This window comes from Streptosporangium sp. NPDC023615 (assembly GCF_040640155.1).
In the GTDB taxonomy this organism is placed as follows: domain Bacteria; phylum Actinomycetota; class Actinomycetes; order Streptosporangiales; family Streptosporangiaceae; genus Streptosporangium.
On sequence record NZ_JBFABE010000022.1, the window covers coordinates 13,547 to 38,480 of the forward strand.

General features: G+C 73.4%; 20 protein-coding genes and 1 riboswitch. Of the genes, 9 read left to right on the top strand and 11 right to left on the bottom strand.

The features are described from left to right. Nucleotides 1–49 precede the first annotated feature (49 nt). Both AB0G16_RS17750 and AB0G16_RS17755 read right to left on the bottom strand, forming a co-directional pair. A complete protein-coding gene (locus AB0G16_RS17750) occupies nucleotides 50–1,423 on the bottom strand; it encodes an extracellular solute-binding protein (RefSeq protein ID WP_362805749.1) in 1,374 nt (457 codons plus the stop codon). A gap of 301 nt (nucleotides 1,424–1,724) precedes the next feature. After that, nucleotides 1,725–2,744 (bottom strand): LacI family DNA-binding transcriptional regulator, encoded by a 1,020-nt coding sequence (locus tag AB0G16_RS17755; RefSeq protein WP_362805752.1) that lies wholly within the window; start codon nucleotides 2,742–2,744, stop codon nucleotides 1,725–1,727. 276 nt (nucleotides 2,745–3,020) lie between these two features. Here AB0G16_RS17755 and AB0G16_RS17760 point away from each other — a divergent pair, with 276 nt between their 5' ends. Beyond that, complete coding sequence (locus tag AB0G16_RS17760; RefSeq protein WP_362805754.1) at nucleotides 3,021–4,421, top strand: FAD-dependent oxidoreductase; 1,401 nt, start codon at nucleotides 3,021–3,023, stop codon at nucleotides 4,419–4,421. A gap of 113 nt (nucleotides 4,422–4,534) precedes the next feature. Then, nucleotides 4,535–4,822, top strand: coding sequence for a Fe-S cluster assembly protein HesB (locus AB0G16_RS17765; RefSeq protein ID WP_362805756.1), 288 nt, complete (start codon nucleotides 4,535–4,537; stop codon nucleotides 4,820–4,822). A 130-nt stretch (nucleotides 4,823–4,952) separates the two neighbouring features. Here the strand turns inward: AB0G16_RS17765 and AB0G16_RS17770 are convergent, their stop codons facing one another. The 4 genes from AB0G16_RS17770 to AB0G16_RS17785 all read right to left on the bottom strand — a co-directional run bounded on the left by AB0G16_RS17770 (nucleotide 4,953) and on the right by AB0G16_RS17785 (nucleotide 10,157). Next, nucleotides 4,953–5,426 (bottom strand): hemerythrin domain-containing protein, encoded by a 474-nt coding sequence (locus tag AB0G16_RS17770; protein ID WP_362805759.1) that lies wholly within the window; start codon nucleotides 5,424–5,426, stop codon nucleotides 4,953–4,955. Nucleotides 5,427–5,469: 43 nt separating this feature from the next. After that, on the bottom strand, nucleotides 5,470–6,651 hold the full coding sequence (locus tag AB0G16_RS17775; protein ID WP_362805762.1) for a zinc-dependent alcohol dehydrogenase: 1,182 nt from the start codon (nucleotides 6,649–6,651) through the stop codon (nucleotides 5,470–5,472). A 139-nt stretch (nucleotides 6,652–6,790) separates the two neighbouring features. Next, nucleotides 6,791–7,738 (bottom strand): TIGR03557 family F420-dependent LLM class oxidoreductase, encoded by a 948-nt coding sequence (locus tag AB0G16_RS17780; protein ID WP_362805764.1) that lies wholly within the window; start codon nucleotides 7,736–7,738, stop codon nucleotides 6,791–6,793. A gap of 103 nt (nucleotides 7,739–7,841) precedes the next feature. After that, nucleotides 7,842–10,157 carry a phosphoketolase family protein gene (locus AB0G16_RS17785; protein ID WP_362805766.1) on the bottom strand — a complete coding sequence of 772 codons (2,316 nt, stop codon included), beginning with the start codon at nucleotides 10,155–10,157 and terminating at the stop codon, nucleotides 7,842–7,844. Between the two features lie 283 nt (nucleotides 10,158–10,440). On the opposite strand from AB0G16_RS17785, the gene AB0G16_RS17790 reads away from it, so the two are divergent. After that, a complete protein-coding gene (locus tag AB0G16_RS17790; protein ID WP_362805917.1) occupies nucleotides 10,441–11,250 on the top strand; it encodes a pentapeptide repeat-containing protein in 810 nt (269 codons plus the stop codon). Nucleotides 11,251–11,310: 60 nt separating this feature from the next. Here the strand turns inward: AB0G16_RS17790 and AB0G16_RS17795 are convergent, their stop codons facing one another. Next, a complete protein-coding gene (locus AB0G16_RS17795) occupies nucleotides 11,311–11,646 on the bottom strand; it encodes a metalloregulator ArsR/SmtB family transcription factor (RefSeq protein WP_362805768.1) in 336 nt (111 codons plus the stop codon). Nucleotides 11,647–12,011: 365 nt separating this feature from the next. On the opposite strand from AB0G16_RS17795, the gene AB0G16_RS17800 reads away from it, so the two are divergent. Next, complete coding sequence (locus AB0G16_RS17800) at nucleotides 12,012–12,173, top strand: DUF3073 domain-containing protein (protein ID WP_362805770.1); 162 nt, start codon at nucleotides 12,012–12,014, stop codon at nucleotides 12,171–12,173. 178 nt (nucleotides 12,174–12,351) lie between these two features. Here the strand turns inward: AB0G16_RS17800 and AB0G16_RS17805 are convergent, their stop codons facing one another. From AB0G16_RS17805 to AB0G16_RS17815, 3 genes are all read right to left on the bottom strand, one after another. Next, entirely contained in the window at nucleotides 12,352–12,714 is a 363-nt protein-coding gene (locus AB0G16_RS17805) for a CrcB family protein (RefSeq protein ID WP_362805772.1), read from the bottom strand. Next, nucleotides 12,711–13,325: a CrcB family protein gene (locus tag AB0G16_RS17810; RefSeq protein ID WP_362805774.1), complete on the bottom strand. Its 615-nt coding sequence runs from the start codon at nucleotides 13,323–13,325 to the stop codon at nucleotides 12,711–12,713. Before AB0G16_RS17810 ends, AB0G16_RS17805 begins: the two co-directional genes overlap by 4 nt. 664 nt (nucleotides 13,326–13,989) lie before the next feature. After that, nucleotides 13,990–14,439 (bottom strand): hypothetical protein, encoded by a 450-nt coding sequence (locus tag AB0G16_RS17815; RefSeq protein ID WP_362805776.1) that lies wholly within the window; start codon nucleotides 14,437–14,439, stop codon nucleotides 13,990–13,992. Between the two features lie 421 nt (nucleotides 14,440–14,860). Between AB0G16_RS17815 and AB0G16_RS17820 the strand changes: the two genes are divergently transcribed. After that, the gene (locus tag AB0G16_RS17820; RefSeq protein WP_362805778.1) at nucleotides 14,861–15,907 is read left to right on the top strand and encodes a CHAP domain-containing protein; all 1,047 of its coding nucleotides are present in this window, start codon (nucleotides 14,861–14,863) and stop codon (nucleotides 15,905–15,907) included. A gap of 139 nt (nucleotides 15,908–16,046) precedes the next feature. Beyond that, nucleotides 16,047–16,985 (top strand): siderophore-interacting protein, encoded by a 939-nt coding sequence (locus AB0G16_RS17825; protein ID WP_362805780.1) that lies wholly within the window; start codon nucleotides 16,047–16,049, stop codon nucleotides 16,983–16,985. Between the two features lie 102 nt (nucleotides 16,986–17,087). Here AB0G16_RS17825 and cobN read toward each other — a convergent pair whose 3' ends face one another. After that, nucleotides 17,088–20,864 (bottom strand): cobaltochelatase subunit CobN, encoded by a 3,777-nt coding sequence (gene cobN, locus AB0G16_RS17830; RefSeq protein ID WP_362805782.1) that lies wholly within the window; start codon nucleotides 20,862–20,864, stop codon nucleotides 17,088–17,090. Between the two features lie 110 nt (nucleotides 20,865–20,974). Next, a riboswitch (cobalamin riboswitch) is annotated at nucleotides 20,975–21,099 on the bottom strand. 83 nt (nucleotides 21,100–21,182) lie between these two features. Here cobN and cobG point away from each other — a divergent pair. From cobG to AB0G16_RS17845, 3 genes are read left to right on the top strand one after another with little or no spacing between them, the layout of a single operon-like run. Further along, nucleotides 21,183–22,463 carry a precorrin-3B synthase gene (cobG, locus tag AB0G16_RS17835; RefSeq protein ID WP_362805784.1) on the top strand — a complete coding sequence of 427 codons (1,281 nt, stop codon included), beginning with the start codon at nucleotides 21,183–21,185 and terminating at the stop codon, nucleotides 22,461–22,463. Continuing rightward, on the top strand, nucleotides 22,460–23,086 hold the full coding sequence (locus AB0G16_RS17840; RefSeq protein WP_362805786.1) for a precorrin-8X methylmutase: 627 nt from the start codon (nucleotides 22,460–22,462) through the stop codon (nucleotides 23,084–23,086). Before cobG ends, AB0G16_RS17840 begins: the two co-directional genes overlap by 4 nt. Further along, nucleotides 23,083–24,846 carry a precorrin-2 C(20)-methyltransferase gene (locus AB0G16_RS17845; RefSeq protein WP_362805788.1) on the top strand — a complete coding sequence of 588 codons (1,764 nt, stop codon included), beginning with the start codon at nucleotides 23,083–23,085 and terminating at the stop codon, nucleotides 24,844–24,846. Before AB0G16_RS17840 ends, AB0G16_RS17845 begins: the two co-directional genes overlap by 4 nt. Nucleotides 24,847–24,934 lie beyond the last annotated feature (88 nt).

Sequence of the window (24,934 nt, forward strand, 5' to 3'; positions counted from 1 at the left end):
TGGGTGTCGGGGTGCCGGCCGACGGGCCGGCACCCCGGGTCTCAGAAGGTCAGCTCGACTTCGCCAGAACCTTGTTGGCCTTGGCCTCGGCGTCGGCCAGCAGCTGGTCGATGTCGGCGTCCTGCCTGGTCAGCACGGCCGACATGGGCACGTCGAGGATCGCGTACAGCTCCTGGGACTTGGGCGGCTCCAGCTTGTTCTGGATGGCGGCCGAGCCCTCCACGAAGGGGGTGAAGTTCTCCACCGGGACGGTGGCGTTGGCCTTGCGCAGCTCGACGATCTCCTTGCCGGGGGCGCTGTCGCCGTACAGGTCGGGGATCGGCAGGCCCACCGGGCGGCCCTGCTTCTTGTCGCGGGCGTAGTTGAACTGGCCCTGGCCGGGGGTCAGCTTGAGGAAGTCCAGCCACAGCATGGCGGCCTTGATCTTCTCCGGGGTGGCCTTGGGGTTGATCATGTAGCCGTCACCGCCGTTCAGGGAGGCCTTGGCCTCGGGCATCGAGGCGACGCCGTAGTCCTCGAACTTGCCCTTGAAGTCGTTGTTGACCGCCTGGACGACGTCGGGGGCGCCGATCATCATGCCGAGCTTGCCGCCGCCCATCATGCGCATCAGGTCCTCCCACTGCAGGAGCTGCTTGGTGCCCATGCTGTTGTCGGTCCAGCGCATCGTCTTGAGGTTCTCCAGGACGGCCTTGCCCTCGGGGCTGTTGAAGGCCGCGGTCTTGCCGTCGGGGGTGACCATCTCGCCGCCGCGCGCGTACAGGGAGGCGGTGAAGTGCCAGCCGCCGGTGTTGCCGGCGCTGTACTCACCGAAGCCGACGTAGCCGGGGCCGAGCGCGGCGATCTTCTTGGCCGCGGCCTGCACCTCGGCCCAGGTCTTGGGCGGCGCGGCCGGGTCGAGGCCGGCCTGGGTGAAGAGCTTGCGGTTGTAGACCAGGCCCATGGCGTAGTTGTTGCGGGGCAGGCCGTAGAGCTTGTCGCCCTCCTTGAAGATGCTCATGACGTCGGGCCGCAGGTCGTTCAGCCGCTTGACGGTGCCGGCGTAGGGGCTGATGTCGGCCGCCTGACCCGCCGCGATGATCTTCTTGACGTCGGTGTAGTAGACGTAGAAGACGTCCTCCATCGTGCCGCCGGCCAGCTTCGCCTGGAAGGTGTCGGGGTTGATGCAGGGGAAGGCGTCCTTGCTGTCGATCGTGATGTTCGGGTGCATCTTCTTGAACGCGGCGACGTCCTCGTCCCAGGCCGTGCGCTCCAGCGGGTTGCTCTTGGGCGGCTGGCAGCCCACGGAGATCGTGACCGGAGCGTCGGCCCCGGCGGCGCCCGGCGTGGTGTCGGCGGCCTTGGATCCGCTGTCGTCGTCGCCGCACCCGGCGGCGGTGAGCGCGACGGCCGCGGCGAGCAGCATCGCGAGCTTGGGGGATTTCATCCGGGGGCACTCCTTGGCGGGTCGGTTGCGAGAAACATATAGAGGCGTGCAGGAACTAGCAAGAGGCCGTCAACCTAGATGCAAAAAAGTGACAGTGATCGATCAGACATCGTTGTGTAACGCCCCCATCGCGCCCGCTCGTCGGCCCCGAGCTGCGGTTACGGCCGGGTGACACGCGCCGGAGTCGCCCGCTTGCGGATCGATGCCGTACGACGTCATGAATCTGCCGGGATTTTCACGCCGGTTTCAGCGACGCTCCCGGCGCGCCGGCGCGGACGGCGAGCCGGAACGGCGGGGAGGGCTACGAGGAGGGTGAGGGGGGCGGGGGCGCCGTGGAGGCGCGGACCACCAGTTCGGGGTCGAAGAGCAGCTCTCCCCCGGGCCGGGCGGCGGCGTCGATCTGGGCGACCAGCAGCTCCACCGCGGCCCGGCCCATCGCCTCGATCGGCTGGCGCACCGTGGTCAGCGGCGGATCGGTCCGGTTCATCAGCGGCGAGTCGTCGTAACCGATCACCGAGACGTCGCCGGGCACCCGCAGGCCCTCGCGCCGCACCGCGCGGACCGCGCCCAGCGCGAGCAGGTCGCTGCCGCAGATCAGGGCCGTGACACCGGCCCTGACCAGCCGGGCGGCACCGGCCTGGCCCCCTTCCATGGAGAACACCACGTGCTCGACGAGGTGCTCGACGGGCTCCATGCCGCACTCGCGCGCGTAGGCGGTGAAGGTGTCCAGCCTGCGGCGGGAGGGCAGGTGGTCGGCGGGTCCCAGGATCATCCCGACCCGCACGTGACCGAGGGCCCGCAGGTGCCCGGCCGCCATCCGGGCGGCGGCGACGTCGTCGCAGGAGACCCGGGAGAACCCCAGGTGGCCGACGGCCGCGTTGACCAGCACCGCCGGCAGGCGCCGCTCCCGGATGCGCTCGTAGTGCTCGTGACCGGCGTCGGCGTCGGCGTAGGCGCCGCCCGCGAACAGCACGCCCGAGACGTGCTGGGCCAGCATCGCGTCGACGCGGCCGGCCTCCTGCGAGCCGCCCGGGGTGCGCGTGCACAGCACCGAGGTGAACCCCTGCTGCGCCAGCGCCCCGCCGGCCACCTCGGCGAACGCCGGGAAGACCGGGTTGCGCAGGTCGGGGAAGACCAGGCCGACCAGCCGGGCCCGGTCGCGGCGCAGCCGGGTGGGGCGGTCGTAGCCGAGCGCGTCCAGCGCGGCGAGCACGGCCCGCCTGGTGGCCTCCGAGACGCCGGGCCTGCCGTTGAGCACCCGGCTCACCGTCGCCTCGCTCGTCCCGACCCTGCGGGCCACCTCGGCAAGCCTTCGCGTCATGCCCGCAAGCATACGGTCGGGGCAGCAAATTTTTTACATACTTTTTGCGAGGCAATTTCATCGCCGGAGCGATATCGTCACCCTTCCCCGGCGCGGGCAGGTCCCCCGGCCCGCAGGTGCGCCCGGATCGTCCGCTTCCCGCGCGTCACCGTCACCCCCGCGCCTCGCCACCGTGCTGGGCCGGAGGGCCGGCCTCGAGATGTCGCGGGGGTCGTTCGGACACCTCCGGCCGGGGAAGCCGTAGCATCGGCGGTCTGCGGCGGAGGCGGGGGAGCGATGACGGAACGACTGGTGGTGATCGGCGGCGACGCCGCGGGGATGAGTGCGGCGTCCCAGGCCCGCAGGAGGCGAGGGCCGGACGAGCTGCGGATCGTCGCCTTCGAGAAGGGAGCGCACGCCTCCTACTCGGCCTGCGGGATCCCCTACCTGGTGGGCGGCGAGGTGGGCGATCCCGAGGACCTGGTCAGCCGCCGCCCGGAGGTGTTCCGCGACGAGTTCGACATCGACCTGCGCCTGCACAGCGAGGTCGTCGAGATCGACCTGGACCGGCGCGCCGTGGCCGTCCGCGACACCGGCGGTGCCGACGGTGCCGGCGGGGGTGGCGGGGCTCCCCGGTGGGAACCGTTCGACCAGCTCGTGGTGGCCACCGGCGCCGTCCCCAACCGTCCGGACGTGCCCGGCGTCGAGACACCCGGCGTGTACGGCGTGCAGACCCTGGACGACGGGACCGCGCTGCTGGAGGCCCTGCGCGAGAAGCCGGAACGGGCGGTGGTGGTCGGCGGCGGCTACATCGGCCTGGAGATGGCCGAGGCCCTGGTCCGGCACGGCCTGCGGGTCGCGCTCGTCGACCTGGCCGAGCAGCCGATGAGCACCCTGGATCCGGACATGGGCGCCCTGGTCGCCGACGCCCTGCGCGAGCTGGGCGTGGAGCTGCACCTGGGCGAGCGCCTGGAGGGCTTCGAGGGGTCCGGCGGCCGGGTCGGCGCGGTCCGCACCGAGAACCGGACCCTGCCCGCGGACCTGGTGGTCCTCGGACTGGGCACCCGGCCCAACAGCGCGCTGGCCGAGGCCGCGGGCATCGGGGCGGGCGAGACCTCGGGCATCAGGACCGACCGCAGGATGCGCACGTCCGTGGAGGGCGTCTGGGCCGCCGGCGACTGCGTCGAGACCTTCCACCGGGTCTCGCGCCGGCCGGTCGCGATCGCGCTCGGCACCCACGCCAACAAGCAGGGACGCGTGGCCGGCATCAACATCGGCGGCGGGTACGCCGCCTTCCCCGGCGTCGTCGGCACCGCGATCTCCAAGGTCTGCGCGTACGAGGTGGCGCGCACCGGCCTGTCGACCGCCGAGGCGCTCAAGGCCGGGTTCGAGCCGGTCGGCGTGGTCGTGGAGTCCACCACACGCGCCGGCTACTACCCCGGCGCCCGCCCGATGAAGACCAAGATGATCGCCGACCGGGCCACGGGCCGCCTGCTGGGAGCGCAGATCGTCGGCCAGGAGGGGTCGGCCAAACGCATCGACACCCTGGCCGTCGCCGTCTGGCACGAGATGACGGTGGAGGAGATGACCGGGCTCGACCTGTCCTACGCCCCCCCGTTCTCCCCGGTCTGGGATCCGGTGCTGATCACCGCGCGCAAGACCGCCCAGCGCCTGGAGGAACTGCGCGGGCGGGCCTGACCCGGGGATGATCGGACCGGCGGGATCGCCGGGACCGGGACGGCCGCCGGACGGTTGGGGCCGGTGAGAGCGGGCAAGGGCGGAGAACAGCGCCGACCCGACGGGGAGGAACAATGCTCACATTGACGGACACCGCAGCCCGGGTGATCCGGGATCTCAGCGCACAGGTGCCGGACGCTCCCGAGACCGGCGTGCGCATCTCGTCCGAGAGCGACGGCACCGGCTCGCTCGTGCTCTCCATCGCCGAACAGCCCGAGTCGGCCGACCGGGTGGTGGAGTCGGACGGGGCACGGATCTTCCTCGACCCGCAGGTCGTGGACATGCTGGACGACAAGTCCCTGGACGCCGACGTCGACGAGGCCGGCGGCGTCGCCTTCCTCGTCACCGACCGGCCCGGCTGACCGCCTCGAGCCGGAGCCCGTGGCGGCCCGGCCGGCGCGCGCACCGCCCGGTCCGGGCGGTTCACCCGTTCTCCGGGCGGTCCGGGCGGTCCGGGGTGGTGCGGGCGGCCGGTGCGGGCCGTCCGGGGAGTTATGCGCTCGCGCTGCTCAGCGCGAGCGGGTCACGCGGCGCCTCGGCCTTGGCCTTGGCCATCTGCTCGCCCAGCTCCTGGAGCCTCTTGCGTCCCATGGCCTCGCGGACCTTCGGGAACCACTCCTCTTCCTCCTCCTCGACGTGGTGGCGGACGTTCTCGATCAGCACGCTGACCTTGGCGTCGAACCGCTCGTCCTTGGGGTCGAGTTTGGTCAGCTCCGAGAGCATCCAGACCACCACGTGGTGCTCCTCCACGCTCTCCAGGACGTGGTCGGAGGTGTCCGGGGCGCCCTCGCGGGCGGCCGGGTAGAAGATCTGCTCCTCGATGTAGGCGTGCGTGGTGAGCTCCTCGACGATCTTGCCGACGATCTCCTGCTTCGTCTTGTACGCCTGCTCGCCCGCCTTCTCGAACTCCTTGAACAGCTTCTCGACCGTCTTGTGGTCGTCCTTCAGCAGCACGATCGCGTCCATCGTCGTCCTCTCGTGGTCTGTTCCGTTCACATGTCCGCGCGGGTCAGGGATTGAGCAGGACCTTGACGGCCCCGTCCCGCTTCTTCTGGAAGATCTCGTAGCCGTGCGGGGCCTGGTCCAGCGGGAGACGGTGGGTGGCCAGGTCCATGACCCCGAGCGGGTCGGCCTCGTCGCTCACCAGCGGCATCAGGTCGTCGATCCAGCGCTTGACGTGGGCCTGGCCCATCCGCACGGTGATGCCCTTGTCGAACATCCTCAGCATCGGCATCGGGTCGGCCATGCCGCCGTAGACGCCGCTGATGGAGATCGTGCCGCCCCGGCGCACCGTGTCGACGGCCTGGTTGAGCGCGGCGAGCCGGTCGACGCCCGCACTGGTCATCAGCGGGGCGGCGATCGCGTCCGGCAGCAGGCCGGTGACGGTGTGGGCGAACTTGGCCATCGGGGAGCCGTGCGCCTCCATGCCGACCGCGTCGATCACCGAGTCGGTGCCGCGCCCGCCGGTCATCTCCCTGACCGCCTCGGGCACGTCGGGGGTCACCGAGGCGTCGAGGACCTCGACGCCGTGCCTGCGGGCCATGGCCAGCCGCTCCTGGACGCCGTCGACGCCGATGACCCGGTGGCCGAGGTGCCTGGCGATCCGGCAGCACATCTGCCCGATCGGGCCGAGGCCGAAGACCGTGAGGCTCCCGCCCTCGGGGACGTCGGCGTAGGCCACCGCCTGCCAGGAGGTGGGCAGCACGTCCGACAGGTAGACGAACCGCTCGTCCGGCGGCCCCTCGGGAACCTTGATCGGGCCGAACTGCGCCTGCGGGACGCGCAGGTACTCGGCCTGCCCGCCCGGCACCTGGCCGTACAGCTTCGTGTAGCCGAACAGGGCCGCGCCCATGCCCTGGTCGCGGACCTGGGTGGTCTCGCACTGGGCGTACAGCCCCGTCCCGCACATGTGGCAGTGGCCGCACGAGATGTTGAAGGGGATCACGACCCGGTCGCCCGGCGCCAGACCGGTGGCGTCCGGGCCGACCTCCTGCACCACGCCCATGGACTCGTGTCCCAGGATGTCGCCCTCCCCGAGGAACGGCCCCAGCACCTCGTACAGGTGCAGGTCCGAGCCGCAGATCGCGGTGGTGGTGACCTTGATGATCGCGTCGTTCGGTTCCTTGATCACCGGGTCGGGGACCTCTTCGACGCGCACGTCGCGCTTGCCGTGCCAGGTGAGGGCTTTCATGGCGTACCTCCGTGTGGAGACCCCGGGACGCGGGGTCCCGGGAAAGGCGTCGGGGTGTTCCTCCTGTCGGGCCGGTCGGCCGCCGGGCGGCGAGGGGCAGGCCCGCCCGGTCCGCGGACCGGGCGGGCGGACCGGTCGGTCAGCGCAGCCGGGGCAGGACCTTCTCGGCGTAGAAGTCGAAGAAGGCGTCCTGGTCCTGGCCGATCTGGCTGATGTAGACCTCGTCGAAGCCGGCGTCCACGTACTCCTGGATCGCCTTGATGTGGACCTCGGGGTCGGGGCCGCAGGGCGAGCCGACCTCGTCCTCGCTCACCATCTCGGCGAGCTCCTCGAAGTGGCGGGGCAGCGGCAGCAGCTGCGAGGCCTCGCCCTGGATGCCCTGGGTCGGCCAGAGCTTGTGCACGGTCTTGCGGGCCTCGGCCTCGTCGGGGCCGTAGCAGACCTTCAGGCCGCCCTGGGAGGGCTTGCCCGCGCCGCCGGCCTTGTGGAACTTCTCCACCAGCTCGGCACTGGGAGAGGTGCAGATGTAGCCGTCGGCGATCTTCCCGGCCAGCGTCACCGCCTTCTCCCCGAAGGCGGACATGTAGACCGGCGGCGGCTCGTCGGGCAGCGTGTACAGCCGCGCGGTGTCGACCCGGTAGTGGGTGCCCCGGTGGGTCACCAGGCGGCCGCTCCACAGGTCCCGCATGAGCTCGACCGCCTCCTCGAGCATCTCCAGCCGCTCGGCGGCCGGGGGCCAGCGCGAGTCGAGGATGTGCTCGTTGAGCGCCTCGCCGGTGCCCACGCCCAGCTTGAACCGCCCGCCGGTCAGCGCGGCGGTGGTGGCGGCCGCCTGCGCGATGATCGCCGGGTGGGTGCGGACCAGCGGGCAGGTGACGGCGGTGGTGATCGGCAGCGAGGTCGCCTCGGCCACCGCGCCGATCACCGTCCAGACGAAGGGGCTCTGCCCCTGCACGTCCAGCCAGGGATGGAAGTGGTCGGAGATCCACAATCCCTCGAAACCCGCCCGCTCGGCGAGCTTGGCCTGCCGTACGAGCTCGGCCGGGCCGTGTTCTTCACTCGACAGAAAATATCCGAACGTGGTCATACTCGTCCTAACTCGATCCTCTGAGCTGCGGCAACGACCTCCCTACCCCGTGCGCGAAGGTCAAACGGGCCGATGCGCGGGAAGGGCCTCCGTTCAGTAGGGCTCAGTAGGGCCAGGTCCAGTCGCGGATCTCGGCGGGGTCCTCGCCGTGGGCGCGGGTGTGCGCGCGGGCGCGCAGGCGGGCGTCGGCCATGTGCTGGCGCAGGTACGCCGCCCGCTCGGCCAGCCCCGGCACCCGGTCGATCACGTCGATCACCAGGTGGAAACGGTCGATGTCGTTGAGCATCGCCATGTCGAACGGCGTGGTGGTGGTGCCCTCCTCCTTGTAGCCGCGCACGTGGATGTTGGCGTGGCCGGTGCGGCGGTAGGTCAGGCGGTGGATCAGCCAGGGGTAGCCGTGGAAGTTGAAGATGACCGGCTTGTCGGGCGTGAACAGCGTGTCGAACTCCGCGTCCGACATGCCGTGCGGGTGCTCGCCGACCGGCTGCAGCCGCATCAGGTCCACCACGTTGACCACGCGCACCTTCAGCTCGGGCAGGTGCTCGCGCAGCAGCGCGGCCGCGGCCAGCGTCTCCAGGGTGGGCACGTCCCCGGCGCAGGCCAGCACCACGTCCGGCTCGACCCCGGCGTCGGTGCCGGCCCAGGGGACGATGCCCAGGCCCCGGGTGCAGTGCGCGATCGCCTCCTCCATGGTGAACAGGTCCAGGATCGGCTGCTTGCCCGCCACGATCACGTTGACGTAGTCGCGCGAGCGTAGGCAGTGGTCGGCCGTCGACAGCAGCGTGTTGGCGTCCGGCGGCAGGTAGACCCGCACCACCTCGGCCTTCTTGTTCATCACCACGTCCAGGAAACCGGGGTCCTGGTGGGAGAAGCCGTTGTGGTCCTGGCGCCACACGTGGGAGGAGAGCAGGTAGTTCAGCGACGCCACCGGGCGCCGCCACTCGATCTTGCGGGAGGACTCCAGCCACTTGGCGTGCTGGTTGAACATCGCGTCGATGATGTGGATGAACGCCTCGTAGCAGTTGAACAGCCCGTGGCGGCCGGTCAGCAGGTAGCCCTCCAGCCATCCCTGGCACAGGTGCTCGCTCAGGACCTCCATCACCCGCCCGCCCGCGCCCAGATGATCGTCGCCCTCGCGCAGCTCGGCGTTCCAGGCCCGGTCGGTGGTCTCGAACACCGCCGACAGCCGGTTGGAGGCGGTCTCGTCGGGCCCCATCAGGCGGAAGGAGTCGGGGTTGGCGGCGATCACGTCGCGCAGGAACGCGCCCAGCACCCGGGTCGGCTCGCTGGAGTGCGCGGCCGGGGACTTGGTCTCCACCGCGTAGGTGCGGAAGTCGGGCAGCACCAGCGGGCGCAGCAGTTCCCCGCCGTTGGCGTGCGGGCTGGCGCTCATCCGCCGCGTCCCCGCCGGAACCGTCGCCACCACCTGCTCCACCGGCCGGCCGTGGGCGTCGAAGAGCTCCTCGGGCCGGTAGGAGCGCATCCACTCCTCCAGCATCACCAGATGCTCGGGGTTGTCGCGCATCCCGGCCAGCGGCACCTGGTGCGAGCGCCAGGTGCCCTCCACCCGGACCCCGTCGACCTCGCGCGGCCCGGTCCACCCCTTGGGGGTGCGCAACACGATCATCGGCAGCCGGTCGGCGCGCCCGGCCTTGTAGTCGGCGATCTGCTCGAAGACCACATCCAGGGTGCGGGCCATCAGCGCGTGCATGACCTCCGGGTCGTCCCCGGAGACGATGTGCGGGCGGTGGCCGTAGCCCTCCATGAGCTTGACCAGTTCCTCCTCGGGGATGCGGGCCAGCACCGTCGGATTGGCGATCTTGTAGCCGTTCAGGTGCAGGATCGGCAGCACCACCCCGTCGCGCTCCCGGTCGGCGAACTTGTTGGAATGCCAGCTCGCCGCCAGCGGCCCGGTCTCGGCCTCACCGTCGCCGATGACGCACGCCACCACCAGGCCGGGATTGTCGAACGCCGCCCCGTAGGCGTGCGCCAGCGCGTACCCCAGCTCACCGCCCTCGTGGATCGAGCCGGGCGTCTCGGGCGCCACGTGGCTGGGGATGCCGCCGGGGAAGGAGAACTGACGGAACAGCCGGCGCATCCCCTCGGCGTCGCGGGAGATCGCCGGGTAGCGCTCGGTGTAGGAGCCCTCCAGCCAGGCGTGCGCCACCGCCGCCGGGCCACCGTGACCCGGACCCGCGATGTAGATCATGTCCTGGTCGCGCTCGGCGATGATCCGGTTCAGGTGCGCGAAACAGAAGTTCAGCCCCGGCGTGGTCCCCCAGTGCCCCAGCAGGCGCGGCTTGATCTGCTCGGGCTTGAGCGGCTCGGTCAGCAAGGGGTTGTCCAGCAGGTAGATCTGCCCCACCGACAGGTAATTGGCCGCACGCCAGTACGCGTCGATTCTCTGAAGTTCATCCATACCCCGACAGTTCCTCGCCTGAGGCGTTCAAACCCGAACCCGGTGTAAAACCCGGTGGAACACGGCGTGGCGCCGCCCGGCCGGGACGGGCGCGACCGTTCCCGGGGGACGGCTATGGTGCTGGGAGGAAGGCGCCTCCCGCTCCGGCCGGACGGTGGACGACGTGCTCCGCTCCGCCCGGTCCGACCGACGGGCTGGGACCGGCGTGTCGATTCGACAGGGGAGATCTCGTACGTTGTCCGAGGAACGCGAGCACGTGGGGCCGGTCCCGCTCCCGGCGCCGGTGAGGGGACGCCCGGACCTGCGGGCCGAGTGCGCCGACTGTTTCGGCCTGTGCTGCGTGGTGCCGGCCTTCTCGGCCTCGGCGGACTTCGCCATCGACAAGGACGCCGGGCAGCCCTGCCCCAACCTGGGACAGGACTTCCGCTGCGGCATCCACACGCGGCTGCGGCAGAGCGGCTTCCGGGGCTGCACGGTCTACGACTGCTTCGGTGCCGGGCAGAAGGTCTCGCAGGTCACCTTCGGCGGGCGGGACTGGCGCCGGGCCCCGGACACCGCGAAGCGGATGCGGGAGGTGTTCCCCGTCATGCGGGACCTGCACGAGCTGCTGTGGTACCTGACCGAGGCGCTGACGCTGCCCGCGGCCCGTCCGATCCGCGACGACCTCGGCGCCGCCCTGGAGGAGACCGAGCGGCTGACCCTGGGCGGGCCCGACGCCCTCGCCGCGCTGGACGTGGAGGCGCACCGGCGGAAGGTCAACGTCCTGCTGCTGCGCGCCGGCGAGCTCGCGCGGGCCGAGGCCGGGGCCGGACGGCGGCGCAAGGACCACCGCGGCGCCGTCCTCATCGGCGCCAGGCTCAAGGGCGCCGACCTGCGGGGGGCCAGCCTGCGCGGCGCCCAGCTCATCGGGGCCGACCTGCGGGGCGCCGACCTGCGGGGGGCCGACCTCATCGGGGCCGACCTGCGAGGGGCCGATCTGCGGGGGGCCGACCTCACCGGGAGCGTCTTCCTCGTCCAGTCCCAGCTCGACGCGGCCAAGGGCGACGCCACCACCCGGCTGCCACCCTCGCTGGCGCACCCGGCGCACTGGTGATCGGCCGCGTCCCCCGGGTGGATCGGGTGCCCCTCGGGGGCGCGTGCGCCGGTCGCCGCGCTATCCGCGCGCCTCGGCGCGCAGCTCGGCGAGCAGTTCCCCCTGCCCGGCCAGCAGCTCGGCCAGGATCGACCTCGCCGCGAACATCAGATCGGCCACGTCCGGGGTGGACAGGGCGTACACGACGGTGGCCCCCTCCCGGGTGGCGGTCACGATCCCGGCGCGGCGCAGCACGGCCAGTTGCTGGGAGAGGTTGGACGCCTCGACGCCGATGGCACTCAGCAGGTCCCGTACCGGCAGGGGGCCGTCCTGCAGCAGCTCCAGCACCCGCACGCGGACCGGGTGACCGAGGGTGCGGAAGAACTCGGCCTTGGCCTGGTGCAGCGGCACCGGCATGATCACACCGCTCCCCCGCCGAGATCGACGCCGGCGGCTCGCGCACGTGGTCCGGTCTCGAACTCGTCCATGCCCTCCACCCCCCATGATCGGACCGTTCCGTGATGACCGGTTCACCGATACACCGGTCCTCATCATGTGTCAAATTGCTTAATTCTTCAATTCGTAATGACGTTGGCTATGATGGCGACGGCCGTTTTCCAACAGGACCCACGACCGATTTGATCCCGACCGATGACGGATCAGCCGGGAAGCGGGATACTTGGGGCGGCTACCGCGGGCTGACCTGCGGCGTCAGAGCACGCCAGCCGGCGATGCGACAGTGACGAGAGGCCGGGCACGGCCTGCGCGAGGGAGTACAGCCAATGGGACGGGGCCGAGCCAAGGCGAAGCAGACGAAGGTTGCTCGCGAGCTGAAGTACAGCAGCCACAACATGGATCTTGACCGGTTGCGCAAGGAGCTGGGCGCCGGTGACGATCCCGCGCCGGAGGAGACCGACGACACCGGCGAGCCGACCGGCCGGTAGCGGCACGGTCCCGGGCCGAGTCCCGGAGTTCCCCGGGGCGTCCTGGGAGTGCCGCGGAAGCGCCGGGCCGGGCCGTGGGTCCTCGTCGCCGGTCACCGCGCCCCGACCGGCCCTCGTGTCCCGACCGCCCTTCGCGCCCCCTCCCGTGGCGGGACGTCCCCCTCCGAGAGGGGCGGCGTCAGGAGGCCATGGCCAGGGCGGCCAGCATGCCGCACCAGGCCGCGCCCAGGCCGGCGAGGACGCTGCCTGCGACGTTGAGCACGGCCGCCAGGCGCGCGCCGGACCCGGCCAGGCGCACCGTCTCGTAGCCGAAGGTCGAGTAGGTGGTCAGCGCTCCGCAGAACCCGGCCCCGGCCAGTGCCATCGTCCCTTCCCCGGCGGGGAGCGCGATCAGGAATCCCAGCAGGGCCGATCCGGCCACGTTCACGGCGAAGGTCCCCCAGGGGAACCTCGTGCCGTACCGGGCCTGGACGGCACGGTCGACGAGGTAACGCAGCGGGGCGCCCAGGGCCGCGCCGAGCGCGACCAGCAACGCGTTCACCGGGCGTCCGCCACGCGGCGGCCCGAACGGAGCCGGAGCGCGAGACGGGCCACCGCGATGCCGGTCCAGGTCGCCGCCATCGCCGCCGCGACGGTGCCGAACAGGTACCCGAGCGCGACCCACGGGACGCCCTCGGCCACCAGCCGCTCGATGTCGGTCACGTACGCGGAGAAGGTGGTGAAGCCGCCCAGCACCCCGACCCCCAGGAACGGGCGGACCAGCCGGTGAACCCCCGGTGTCTCGGTGACGAACACCATCAGCAGGCCGATGAGCAGGCACCCGGAGACGTTGATCGCGAACGTGGCCCAGGGCAGGCCGTCCGGCGGGTGCGGGAAGGCGAGGGTGAGGCCGTGGCGGGCCAGCGCGCCGGCCGCCCCGCCGGCGGAGATCGCCCCCAGCGTCCCCCAGGGGGCCCGGCTCAGCTCCTCGCGCTGCGCGGGAACGGCGAGGTCGACGTCGCAGTCGGCGGGCATGACCGGGGCGGGGCGGGGCGCGGGGCCGGCGGGCACGGGGCCGGCGGGCACGGGGCCGGCGGGCACGGCCGGGGAAGGGCCGGGCGGCGGATCGGCGGGCGCGGCCGGGGAAGGGCGGCGGAGAGGTGGCTCGGACACGTGATCTCCCCCGTTCCCGTCCCGATCCCGCCGGAGCGGCGGGAGACCCGGCCTCGACGCCGGTGCGACGCCGGCACCATGCCGCCCCGGCACCCCGACGACCGTCATCGGCGAACGGCGGCCGATGGCCGGCGGAGCGTGCCGCCCGCCCGGTGAGGACCCGTCCAGCATATCGACCACCCGGTCGGCCGGGTCCTGCCCGTACGCACCGTGAACGGCCGATCCCGCGCGGTCGCCGCACGGTCGCCGCGCCCGCGTCCGGTCTCCGGCGCGGACCGGTCTTACACGGCGGCGGATCCCGCGCAACATCGTGCAACATCGTTGAAGCCGCCGCGCGCGGCTGTCTACCGTCACGGTTGTGCGCGTCGGCCGGGCGGCGGAACGCGTGCCCCCAGCGCACGACGGAGAGCTCTGGCGGGTCCCACCTCACCTCACGGTGACCGGTTCCCTTCCCTTCCTCGCCGGCCACCGGGATCCGCCGGACCACACGCCGTGGCCCCGGGACGAATCGCCGGTCCCGCGCGAGGCAGGGCCTCGCCCGGACGGAAGGTCTCCCTGGGCCACGGTCACCATCACGGCGGCTCGGGGACGGAGTGATCCCGGGACAGGGCCTCGGGCCGGCGACCGAGAGCTCGCGGACTCCCCCGGAGAGCCCGCGCGAGGGCTAGCGGGTCCTCGGGCGGTTGCCCCACCGGGGTCTGTGGAACAGGTCGCGGCGCTCCAGCAGGTAGACGAGCCTGGCCGCGGCGGTCCTGACGGCCTCCTCGTGCCGGTGCCGCTTCTGCGGGACGACGGCGCTCCAGCGTTCGAGCAGCAGGGCGATCTCCTCGGCGAGTTCGCCGATCACCCGGTAGCGGGTGCTGAAGGCGTAGAGGTCACCGTGCACCTCCTCGACCAGGTCCTCCTCGACGCGGTGGGCGAGCGGCCTGATCCGCCTGAGGATCCCGGCCTCCATCGCCGGGGTGACCGGCGCCCTGCGGGCGTCGCCCTCGGGCACCATGATCAGGGCACGCACCCGTGCCACGGCGAGGGCGCGCTCGGCCTGGGGGGTCGAGGGGTGCTCGGCGAGGTCCAGCAGACGGCGCAGGGTCTCCTGCGTCTTGTCGTCGAACATGGAATCCCGTTCCGCCTTCGCGTCCGCGTCCCGCCGGACCGGGAGGGGCCACGGCACCGGCACCCGCGCACACCGCGCACGTGCCGTCACATGGTATTCGACCGCCGGGACGCGGCGGGTACCGCCGGAACGACGCGACAGGCCCGGGAGAGAACATGACGGGGCGTGACAGAAAGGAGCGGCCCGCCCGCCGGGGCGCCCGCGGCGGCGCGCGGCCCCCGATGCGTCGGGCCGAAGATGATAAGAGGTACGAGGCCGCGTTTCACCTCTTTCTTCGGATCCGGTATCCGACAGCCGTCCAGCTCGGCTTTTTACGCCAATAACCCCACTTAGCCATTTTTCTGCGAATACAGTCCGTCTTTGTCGGACGGCGCCCCCCTTCGCGGCAGGGCGGAGGAGATGGACGGGGTGGCTCACGGCCATGGATCCGATCGGTGACGATCTGCTCAGGACCATCAAGACCGAGATCGGGTACCGGGAGGGACCCGGCCGGAACAGCAAGTTCGGCGAGTGGTACTCGGTCAACGTGGTCAAGGACCCGCAGTACAGGACGGCTCCCTGGTGCGGGATGTTCATCGCCTGGGCCGCGGAGAAGGCGGGCGTGCAGCAGTACGTCGGGCAGTTCGCCTGGACCCCCTCGCAGGCGCGCTGGTTCGAGACGAACGGCGCCTGGTCGCGTACGCCCGAGCCGGGGGCCCTGGTCTTCTTCGACTGGTCGGGCGGCAAGGACATCCCGGGAATCGACCACGTCGGCGTCGTGGAGCGGGTCGAGGGTGGAACGATCCACACGATCGAGGGCAACGTCGACCGGGTCTGGCTCAAGCGCAAGAAACGCGACCAGGACAAGGTCGTCGGTTACGGCCTGCCGCGCAAGGTCAAGGAGAACCTGGCAGGTGCGGTGCCCGGCGAGGACGGCGCCCCCGGGCAGGTGTCCGGCCTCATCGACATCCGCCCGGCGCCGGCCCGGGAGGCGGTGTCCCTGACCGCGGCGTCCCAGCCGCCCCCCGTCTCCGTGGAGACGGCCGTGATCGCCGGGCTGCTGACCTTCGTGCTGGGCATGACGTTCGTCCTCTCCCGGCGGCGCCCCCGGGTCTCCGCGGGGCGGCACCGCAGGAGGGACGGGTGGCGGTGGAGGGCGGGGGCGCCGACCGGGGAGGCGGGTCCGCGGACGAGGACGCACGAGGCGGTCGAGAGGGCCGAGGGGATCGGGGAGGCCGAGGAGCTCGGCGCCGCGGCCGGGGAGGCGGACCCGCCGGGGACATCCCCGGCGGAACGCCCCGGCGACCCGGTCGTGGCCCCGCACCTGTACGAGGCGGTCCGGGTGACCAGGCCCGGGTGGGCCTGCGAACCGTACCGGACATGGACCCCGGCGCCGAGGCCGGTCGCGGACGTGCCCGTCCGGGCGGAGGCCGCCCGGCGGGCGGCGGAGACCGGCGAGCGCGTACCGGAGTCGCGAAGGGCCGCGTGACGACGAGAACGGCGACGGCGACGGCGACGGCGAGGCGGTCACCGCGGCGGACGGGAGAACGGCCGCGACGCCGAGTTGATAAATAAGGTTAGGCAAAGCTAAGTTGCTGCCGACGGCATCTCCCATCGAAGGCGGCACGATGACAGCGGGCGGCGAGCAGACCCTGGAGCGCGCGGCGGAGGTACCGGCCTACCGCTGCCACGAGGTGAGGGTCGTGCGCACCACGCGGCTCAGCCCCGGTTTCCTGCGGGTCACCTTCGGCGGTGAGGACCTGGCGGGGTTCGCCGACCACGGCTTCGACCAGCGGATCAAGGTGATCCTCCCCCTGGCGGACGGCGGCCTGACCCCCCTGGGCGACGACGGTGACTGGTACCGGCGCTGGCGGGAGCTCCCCGACGAGCTGCGCAACCCGATCCGCACCTACACCGCGCGCGCGGTACGGCCGCACCTGCGGGAGCTCGACGTCGACTTCGTCCTGCACGGCGAGAGCGGCCCGGCCTCGCGCTGGGCGACCCACGCCGTCCCCGGCGACCGGGTCGTGGTGGTCGGCCCCAACGCGGCCTTCCCCGGTCCCACCGGCGGCCAGGAGTGGGCGCAGCCGGCCGGGGCGACGCACCTGCTGCTGGCCGGGGACGAGACGGCCGTTCCCGCCATCGCCTCGATCGTCGAGTCGCTGTCGGGTGAGGTGCCGGCCACGGCGCTGCTCGAGGTGCCCGAGGACGCCGACCGGCTCGCGCTCGACGTGCGGCCCGGCGTGCGGGTCGTCTGGCTGCCGCGCGGCGGCGCCCGTCACGGCGACCTGCTCGTGCCCGCCGTCCGCGAGACCCTGAGGACGCTCGTCACGACGAACCCCGCGCCGGGCGGTCCCGCCGGCGGCCTGGAGGACGTCGACGTCGACGCGGACATCCTCTGGGAGGTCCCGGAGGCCTCGCCCGGCGAGGGCCTGTACGCCTGGCTGGCGGGTGAGGCGGGCGTGGTCAAGCTGCTCCGCCGGCACCTGGTCCAGGAGCTGGGGATCGACCGTTCCTCGGTGGCCTTCATGGGCTACTGGCGGCTGGGACGCTCCGAGGGCAACTGACCGCACCGGGCGGGATCGCGTACCGCCTGCCCGGCCCTCCTCGCCGGACCGCCCCCGGCGGCCGTCCCGGCGGGGACGGCCGCCGGGAGGCGGTACCGCCGATCAGACCCCGTCCTCCAGGTCCCCCTCCGACTTGAGGTAGACCTCCTGCAGGTCGCGCAGGACGGCCGGGTCGGGATGCTCCCACATGCCCCTGTTCGCGGCCTCCAGCAACCGCTCGGCGATGCCGTGCAGCGCCCAGGGGTTGGACCGCGCCATGAACTCCCGGTTCTCCGGGTCCAGCACGTAGGTCGCGGCCAGCTTGTCGTACATCCAGTCGGCGACGACGCCGGTGGTGGCGTCGTAGCCGAACAGGTAGTCGACGGTCGCGGCCAGCTCGAAGGCGCCCTTGTAGCCGTGCCTGCGCATGGCGGCCAGCCAGCGCGGGTTGACCACCCTGGCGCGGAAGATCCTGGAGGTCTCCTCCGACAGGGTGCGGGTGCGGACGGCCTCGGGCCTGGTGCTGTCGCCGATGTAGGCGGCCGGGGCCTTGCCGGTGAGCGCCCGGACGGTGGCGATCATGCCGCCGTGGTACTGGAAGTAGTCGTCGGAGTCGGCGATGTCGTGCTCGCGGGTGTCGACGTTCTTGGCCGCCACCGCGATCCGGCGGTAGGCCGTCTCCATGTCCTGCCTGGCCGGTACGCCGTCGACGTCCCGGCCGTAGGCGAAGCCGCCCCAGACCGCGTACACCTCGGCGAGGTCGGCGTCGTCGCGCCAGTTGCGGCTGTCGATCAGCGGCAGCAGCCCGGCCCCGTAGGCGCCGGGACGCGAGCCGAAGATCCGCATGGTGGCCCTGCGCTCGTCGCCGTGCCCGGCCTGGTCGGCGAGCACGTGCGCGCGCACGTAGTTGAGCTCCTCGGGCTCCTCCAGGCCGGCCGTCAGCCGTACCGCGTCGTCCAGCATGGCCACCACGTGCGGGAAGGCGTCGCGGAAGAAACCGCTGATCCGGACGGTGACGTCCACCCGGGGACGGCCCAGCTCGACGGCCGGGATCGGCTCCAGCCCGGTGACGCGGCGCGAGGCCTCGTCCCAGACCGGCCGCACGCCCAGCAGCGCCAGCACCTCGGCCACGTCGTCCCCGGCGGTGCGCATGGCGCTGGTCCCCCAGACCGACAGCCCCACCGAGCGCGGCCAGTCGCCGGTGTCGGCGCGGTAGCGCTCCAGCAGGGAGTCGGCCATCGCCTGCCCGGTCTCCCAGGCCAGCCTGCTCGGCACGGCCTTGGGGTCGACCGAGTAGAAGTTCCGACCGGTGGGCAGCACGTTGATCAGCCCGCGCAGCGGCGATCCGCTCGGCCCGGCGGGCACGTAGCCGCCGTCGAGGGCGTGCAGGATCGCGTCGATCTCGTCGGTGGTACGCGCCAGCCTCGGCACGACCTCCAGGGCGGCGAAGCGCAGGATCTCCTCCACCGCCCCCGCGTCCGCACCGTGCGGGGCGCGCGCGCCGCCCGTTCCGCCGGCGTCGCCCGCCCCGTCCACGCCGTCCACGCCGTCCGCGCCGGTCATGCCGTCCGCGCCGGTCACGCCGTTCGGGCCGGTCACGCCGTTCGGGCCGGTCACGCCGTTCGGGCCGTCCGTCCCCTCCGCGGCGGGCGGGTCCGTCGACGGGCGCAGGACGGCGGCGGTCACCTCGGCGGCGGCGGACGCGTCCCAGCCGCGCTCCTCCATGCCCTCGACCAGGGCGCGGGCCAGCGTCTCGGCCTCGTCGACGCCGATCCGCGCGGCGCTGCCGTCCTCGGCCAGGCCGAGGGCCTCGCGCAGGCCGACGAGTGCCTGGCTGCCGGCCCACATCTGCCGGGCGCGCAGCATGGCCAGCACCAGGTCCACGCGCGGCGCGCCCTCGGGGGCGGCGCCCAGCACGTGCAGGCCGTCGCGGATCTGGACGTCCTTGACCTCGCACAGCCAGCCGTCGATGTGCAGCAGGAAGTCGTCGAACTCGGCGTCGTGCGGCCGGTCGGCGACGCCGAGGTCGTGGTCGAGCCGGGCGGCCTGGATCAGCGTCCAGATCTGGGCGCGGATCGCGGGCAGCTTGGCCGGGTCCATCGCCGCGATGGAGGCGTGCTCGTCGAGGAGCTGTTCCAGCCGGGCCATGTCGCCGTAGCTGTCGGCGCGGGCCATCGGCGGCACCAGGTGGTCGACGAGGGTGGCGTGCGCCCGGCGCTTGGCCTGGGTGCCCTCGCCGGGGTCGTTGACCAGGAACGGGTAGACGAGCGGCAGGTCGCCGAGCGCGGCGTCCGGGCCGCAGGAGGCCGACAGGCCCGCGGACTTGCCGGGCAGCCACTCCAGGTTGCCGTGCTTGCCCACGTGGACCACGGCGTGGGCGCCGAAGCCGTCGGCCAGCCAGCGGTAGGCGGCCAGGTAGTGGTGGCTGGGCGGCAGGTCGGGGTCGTGGTAGATGGCGATGGGGTTCTCCCCGAAGCCGCGCGGCGGCTGCACCATCACCACCACGTTGCCGGCGCGCAGCGCGGCCAGCACGATCTCGCCCTCCGGGTCGCGCGACCTGTCGACGAACAGCTCCCCGGGGGGCGGCCCCCAGTGACGTTCCATGCCCTCCCGCAGGTCGGCGGGCAGCGTGGCGTACCACTCGGCGTAGCGGGTCGCCGCGATGCGCACGGGGTTGCCGGCGAGCTGCTCCTCGGTGAGCCAGTCGCGGTCCTGCCCGCCGGCGGCGATCAGCGCGTGGATGAGCGCGTCGCCGTCCTGCTCGGTCACCCCGGGCAGCTCGCCCTCGGCACCGATGTCGTAGCCGCGCTCGCGCAGCGCCGCGAGCAGGCGCACCAGGCTGGCGGGGGTGTCCAGGCCGACGGCGTTGCCGATGCGGGCGTGCTTGGTGGGGTAGGCCGACAGCATCAGCACCAGCCGCCGCTCGGCGGGCGGCACGTGGCGCAGCGCGGCGTGGCGCACCGCGATGCCCGCCACCCGCGCGGCGCGCTCGGGGTCGGCCACGTAGACGGTCAGCCCGTCCTCGTCGATCTCCTTGAAGGAGAACGGCACGGTGATGATGCGCCCGTCGAACTCGGGGATGGCGACCTGGGTGGCGGCGTCCAGCGGGGACAGGCCGTCGTCGTTCTCCTCCCAGGAGGCGCGGCTGCTCGTCAGGCACAGTCCCTGCAGGATCGGCACGTCCAGCTCGGCCAGCGCGCCGACGTCCCAGGCCTCGTCGTCCCCGCCGGCCGACGCGGTCGCCGGGCGGGTGCCGCCCGCGGCCAGGACGGTGACCACCAGGGCGTCCACCGTGCGCAGCGCCTCCACCAGGCCCGGCTCGGCGGTGCGCAGGGACGCGCAGTACAGCGGCAGCGCCCGCGCCCCGGCGTCCTCGATCGCCGAGCAGAGCGCCTCGACGAACGCGGTGTTGCCGGCCACGTGGTGGGCGCGGTAGTAGAGCACGCCGACGACCGGCCCGTCCTGGTCGCGCGCATCGCGCTCGAGCGTCCCCCAGGTCGGGGTGGGGGCGGGCGCGGCGAACCCGTGGCCGGTGAGCAGCAGCGTGTCGGACAGGAAGCGGTGCAGCTCGGTCAGGTTGGCTGGGCCGCCGTGCGCGAGGTAGGCGTGCGTCTCGGCGCAGACCCCGCCGGGCACGGTGGACAGCTCCATCAGCTCGGCGTCGGGTGCCTGCTCGCCGCCGAGCACGACGATGGGCCTGGGCCCGGCGAGCAGGGCGTCCAGCCCCTCCTCCCAGGCGCGGCGCCCGCCCAGGAGGCGCACCACGACCACGTCGGCGCCCTCCAGCAGTGGTGGCAGGTCGGCGACGCCCAGGCGGGCGGGGTTTCCCAGGCGGTAGTCGGCGCCGCTCGCGCGGGCGCTCAGCAGGTCGGTGTCGGAGGTGGAGAGCAGCAGGATCACGCGGCACACTCCATCGGCGGTGTCGCACCGCGGTGGGGGAACGGCGAAAAGCGCACGGAGCATCCTCCCTCGGGGTCCTCGCCCCGGGTCGTCGTCGGCCGCGACGGCTGGAGTCTCCTGGCTCCCGGATCGGTGCTCGCCCCGGCCTTCCCACCCGTCTCCGGGCAGTGGCCCGGTTGAGGTTCGCTCCCCGGTCACAGTGGCGGGACCGCGCCGGAATCTCACCGGCTTCCTCCCAACGCCATCGCCACCGATGACACTACGGCAGTCCGACTCCCCGCAAGAAATCAACCGGAAACTGGTATTAGCATCCCGTGGGTGGACATTGGCGACTTTCATGGACGTTCCCGGCCTGACGCGTGTCCCGGGGCACTTCAGGTCCACGCCGCCGCGGACGGTGGCCTGGCCCGTGTCCGCGTGCCCGGGGGCCGCCTGACCCCCGTCCGGCTCCGCGAGCTCGCCGGGGCGGCCCGCCGTCACGGTGACGGGGCCGTCGAACTCACCTCCCGCGCCAACGTGCAGGTCCGGGGGCTGGGCCGGGGCGAGGAGCACGGGTTCGCCGCGCGGATGGCGCGGGCGGGCCTGCTGCCCTCGGCCACCCACGAGCGGGTCCGCAACATCCTGGCCTCCCCGCTGACCGGCCTGGACGGTCCCGGTGGCGCGGGGGTCGCCGACGTCACGCCGCTGATCGGCGAGCTGGACCGGCGGCTGTGCGCCAGGCCCGCGCTCGCCGCCCTGCCCGGCCGGTTCATGTTCGCCCTCGACGACGGGCGCGGCGACGTGGCCGGCCTGGGCGCCGACGCCACGGTCGTGCCCGTCGGGCCGGACCGGGTCGCGCTGCTCCTGGCCGGGACCGACACCGGCCTGCGCGTCGGGACGGACGCGGCCGTGACCGCGCTGCTGGCGGCCGCCGAGGCGTTCCTCGACGAGCAGGCCGCCCGGGACGTCACCGCCTGGCGGATCTCCGAGCTCCCCGACGGGCCCGCCCCGGTCGCCGCCCGCGTGCTGACCGCCCTCGGCGCGCGGACGACGCCCTTCGAGCCGGTACGGCCGCGGCCCGTGGCGCTCGGACCGGTGGGGCTCGTCGGCGGGCCCGCGCGCGTCGCGCTCGGGGTGGCGGTGCCCCTGGGACGGCTGACCTGCGCCCAGGCGCGGCTGCTCGCCGACCTCACCTCCGGCGGGGAGATCCGCCTGACCCCCTGGCGCGGCGCGGTCCTGCCCGGGCTGACCCGCGCCCAGGCCGCGGACGCGGCCGACCGGCTCCGGGCGGCGGGCCTGGTCGTCGACCCCGCCTCGCCGTGGATCGGCGTCACGGCCTGCGCCGGACGTCCCGGTTGTGCCAAGTCCCTGGCCGACGTGCGGGCCGACGCGGGCGCCGTCGTCGCCCTGGCCCCGCCCTCCCGGCGCCCGCACGGCACCGATACGCTCCCCGTGCACTGGGCGGGCTGCGCCAGACGCTGCGGCCGCCCCAGGGGGCGGGTCGCCGACGTGGTCGCCACCGGCGACGGCTACCGCCTGGAGCTGGACGGCACCGGCCTGACCTGCTCCGGCATCGAGGAGACCGCGGCCGCGGTGACGGCCGCCAGAGGGGAACTGTGATCGACTACGTCCGCGACGGCGCGGAGATCTACCGCCGCTCCTTCGCCACCATCCGCGCCGAGGCCGACCTGGGCGCGCTGCCCCCGGACGTCGCCCGGGTGGCGGTCCGCATGATCCACGCCTGCGGGATGGTCGACCTGGTGGACGACCTGCGCTGGTCGGCCGGGGTGGTGTCCTCGGCCCGCGAGGCGCTCCGTGCGGGCGCCCCGGTGCTCTGCGACGCCACGATGGTCGCCTCCGGGGTGACCCGGCGCCGCCTGCCCGCCGGCAACGAGGTGATCTGCACGCTCGGCGACCCCCGCGTCCCGGCCCTCGCCGAGGAACTGGGCACCACCCGCAGCGCCGCCGCCCTGGAGCTCTGGCGCGACCGGCTCCAGGGCTCGGTGGTCGCGATCGGCAACGCGCCCACCGCGCTGTTCCGGCTGCTGGAGATGGTCGAGCGGGGGGCCGGGCGTCCGGCCGCCGTACTGGGTGTCCCGGTGGGCTTCATCGGCGCCGCCGAGTCCAAGCAGGCCCTCGCCGAGCACCCGTCGAACCTGGAGTACCTGGTCGTGGTCGGGCGCCGGGGTGGGAGCGCGATGACCGCCGCCGCGGTCAACGCGATCGCGAGCGAGGAAGAATGAGCGACGACGTGGACGGCAGCATGGGCGACAACGCGGGCGACAACGCGGGCGGCACCGTGAGCGACGGCGCGGGCGTACGCGCGACCGGGCGGCTGTGGGGCGTGGGACTGGGGCCGGGCGACCCCGAGCTGGTGACCGTCAAGGCCGCCCGCCTGATCGGCGAGGTCGACGTGATCGCCTTCCACAGCGCCCGCCACGGCCGGAGCATCGCCCGCGCGGTGGCCGCCCCCTACCTGCGCGAGGGCCAGGTCGAGGAACCCCTCATCTACCCGCTCACCACCGAGACCACCGACCACCCGGGCGGCTACCAGGGGGCGATCGACGACTTCTACGCCGACTGCGCCGAGCGCCTCGCCGCCCACCTCGACGCCGGGCGCGACGTGGTGGTGCTGTGCGAGGGCGACCCGCTCTTCTACGGCTCGTACATGCACATGCACAAGCGCCTGGCGCACCGCTACAGCACCGAGGTGGTGCCGGGCGTGACCTCGGTGAGCGGCGCCTCCGCCGTGCTGGGTCGCCCGCTGGTCGAGCGCGACGAGGTGCTGACCGTGCTGCCGGGGACGCTCCCGGCCGGGGTGCTCGCCGAGCGCCTCGCCGCCACCGACTCGGCGGCGGTGCTGAAACTCGGCCGTACCTTCACCAAGGTCCGTGACGCCCTCGCCGAGGCCGGGCGCCTGGACGAGGCGTGGTACGTCGAGCGCGCCACCACCGGGCAGCAGCGCGTGGCCCCGCTCGCCGAGGTCGACCCGGACAGCGTGCCGTACTTCTCGCTGGCGCTGATCCCCAGCCCGGTCAACGCGGCACGCCCCGTCCCCGCCGGCTCCCCCGCCGTCGTCGCACCGGCTCCCGGGCCGGCCGCGACCCCGTCCACCACCGTGGCCGCCACCGCGCCCGCCGGCATGGCCGCGGTCTCCGTCCCGGCGTCCGGCGTGCCGGTCGGCGTGCCCGTCACCGCCCCCGTGGACCTGCCGGGCGACGTGCCCGCCGGCGTGCCGGGCACGGGCGGGCGGCGGGCGCGCGGCGAGGTGGTCGTGGTGGGGCTCGGCCCGGCCGGGCGGCCCTGGCTGACCCCCGAGGCGCAGGAGGCGCTGGCCGCCGTCGACGAGCTCGTCGGGTACGGCCCCTACCTGGACCGCGTCCCGCCCAACCCGCGCCAGCGCCGCCACCCCACCGACAACCGGGTGGAGGCCGAACGGGCCGCGCACGCGCTGGAGCTGGCCGTGGCCGGATCCCGGGTGGCGGTGGTCTCCTCGGGCGACCCCGGGGTCTTCGCGATGGCCAGCGCGGTGCTGGAGGTGGCGTGCGAGCCGAGGTTCGCCGGCGTGCCGGTCCGGGTGCTGCCCGGCCTGACCGCGGCGCACGCGGTGGCCAGCCGGGCCGGGGCGCCCCTGGGTCACGACTACTGCGTGCTGTCGCTGTCGGACCTGCTCAAACCGTGGGAGGTGGTCGCCGGGCGGATCAGCGCCGCCGCGCGGGCCGACCTGGTCCTGGCCATCTACAACCCGGCCTCCCGCAGCCGTACCTGGCAGGTGGCCGCCGCCCGCGACCTGCTGCTGGAGCACCGCGCCCCGGAGACGCCCGTGGTCGTCGGCCGCGACGTCGGCGGCGCCGCCGAGAGCGTGACCGTCACCACCCTGGGCGACCTGGACCCGGCCGCGGTCGACATGCGCTGCCTGCTGCTGGTGGGGTCCTCCACCACCCGGGTCGCCGAACGGGGTGGCGGCCGGGTGGTCTTCACCCCCCGCCGCTACCCGGCATGACCTCCACCCTGCCCGGCACGGTCCCCGCCGTGTCCGGCACGGTCCCCGCCGTGTCCGGCACGGTCCCCGCCGTGTCCGGCACGGTCCC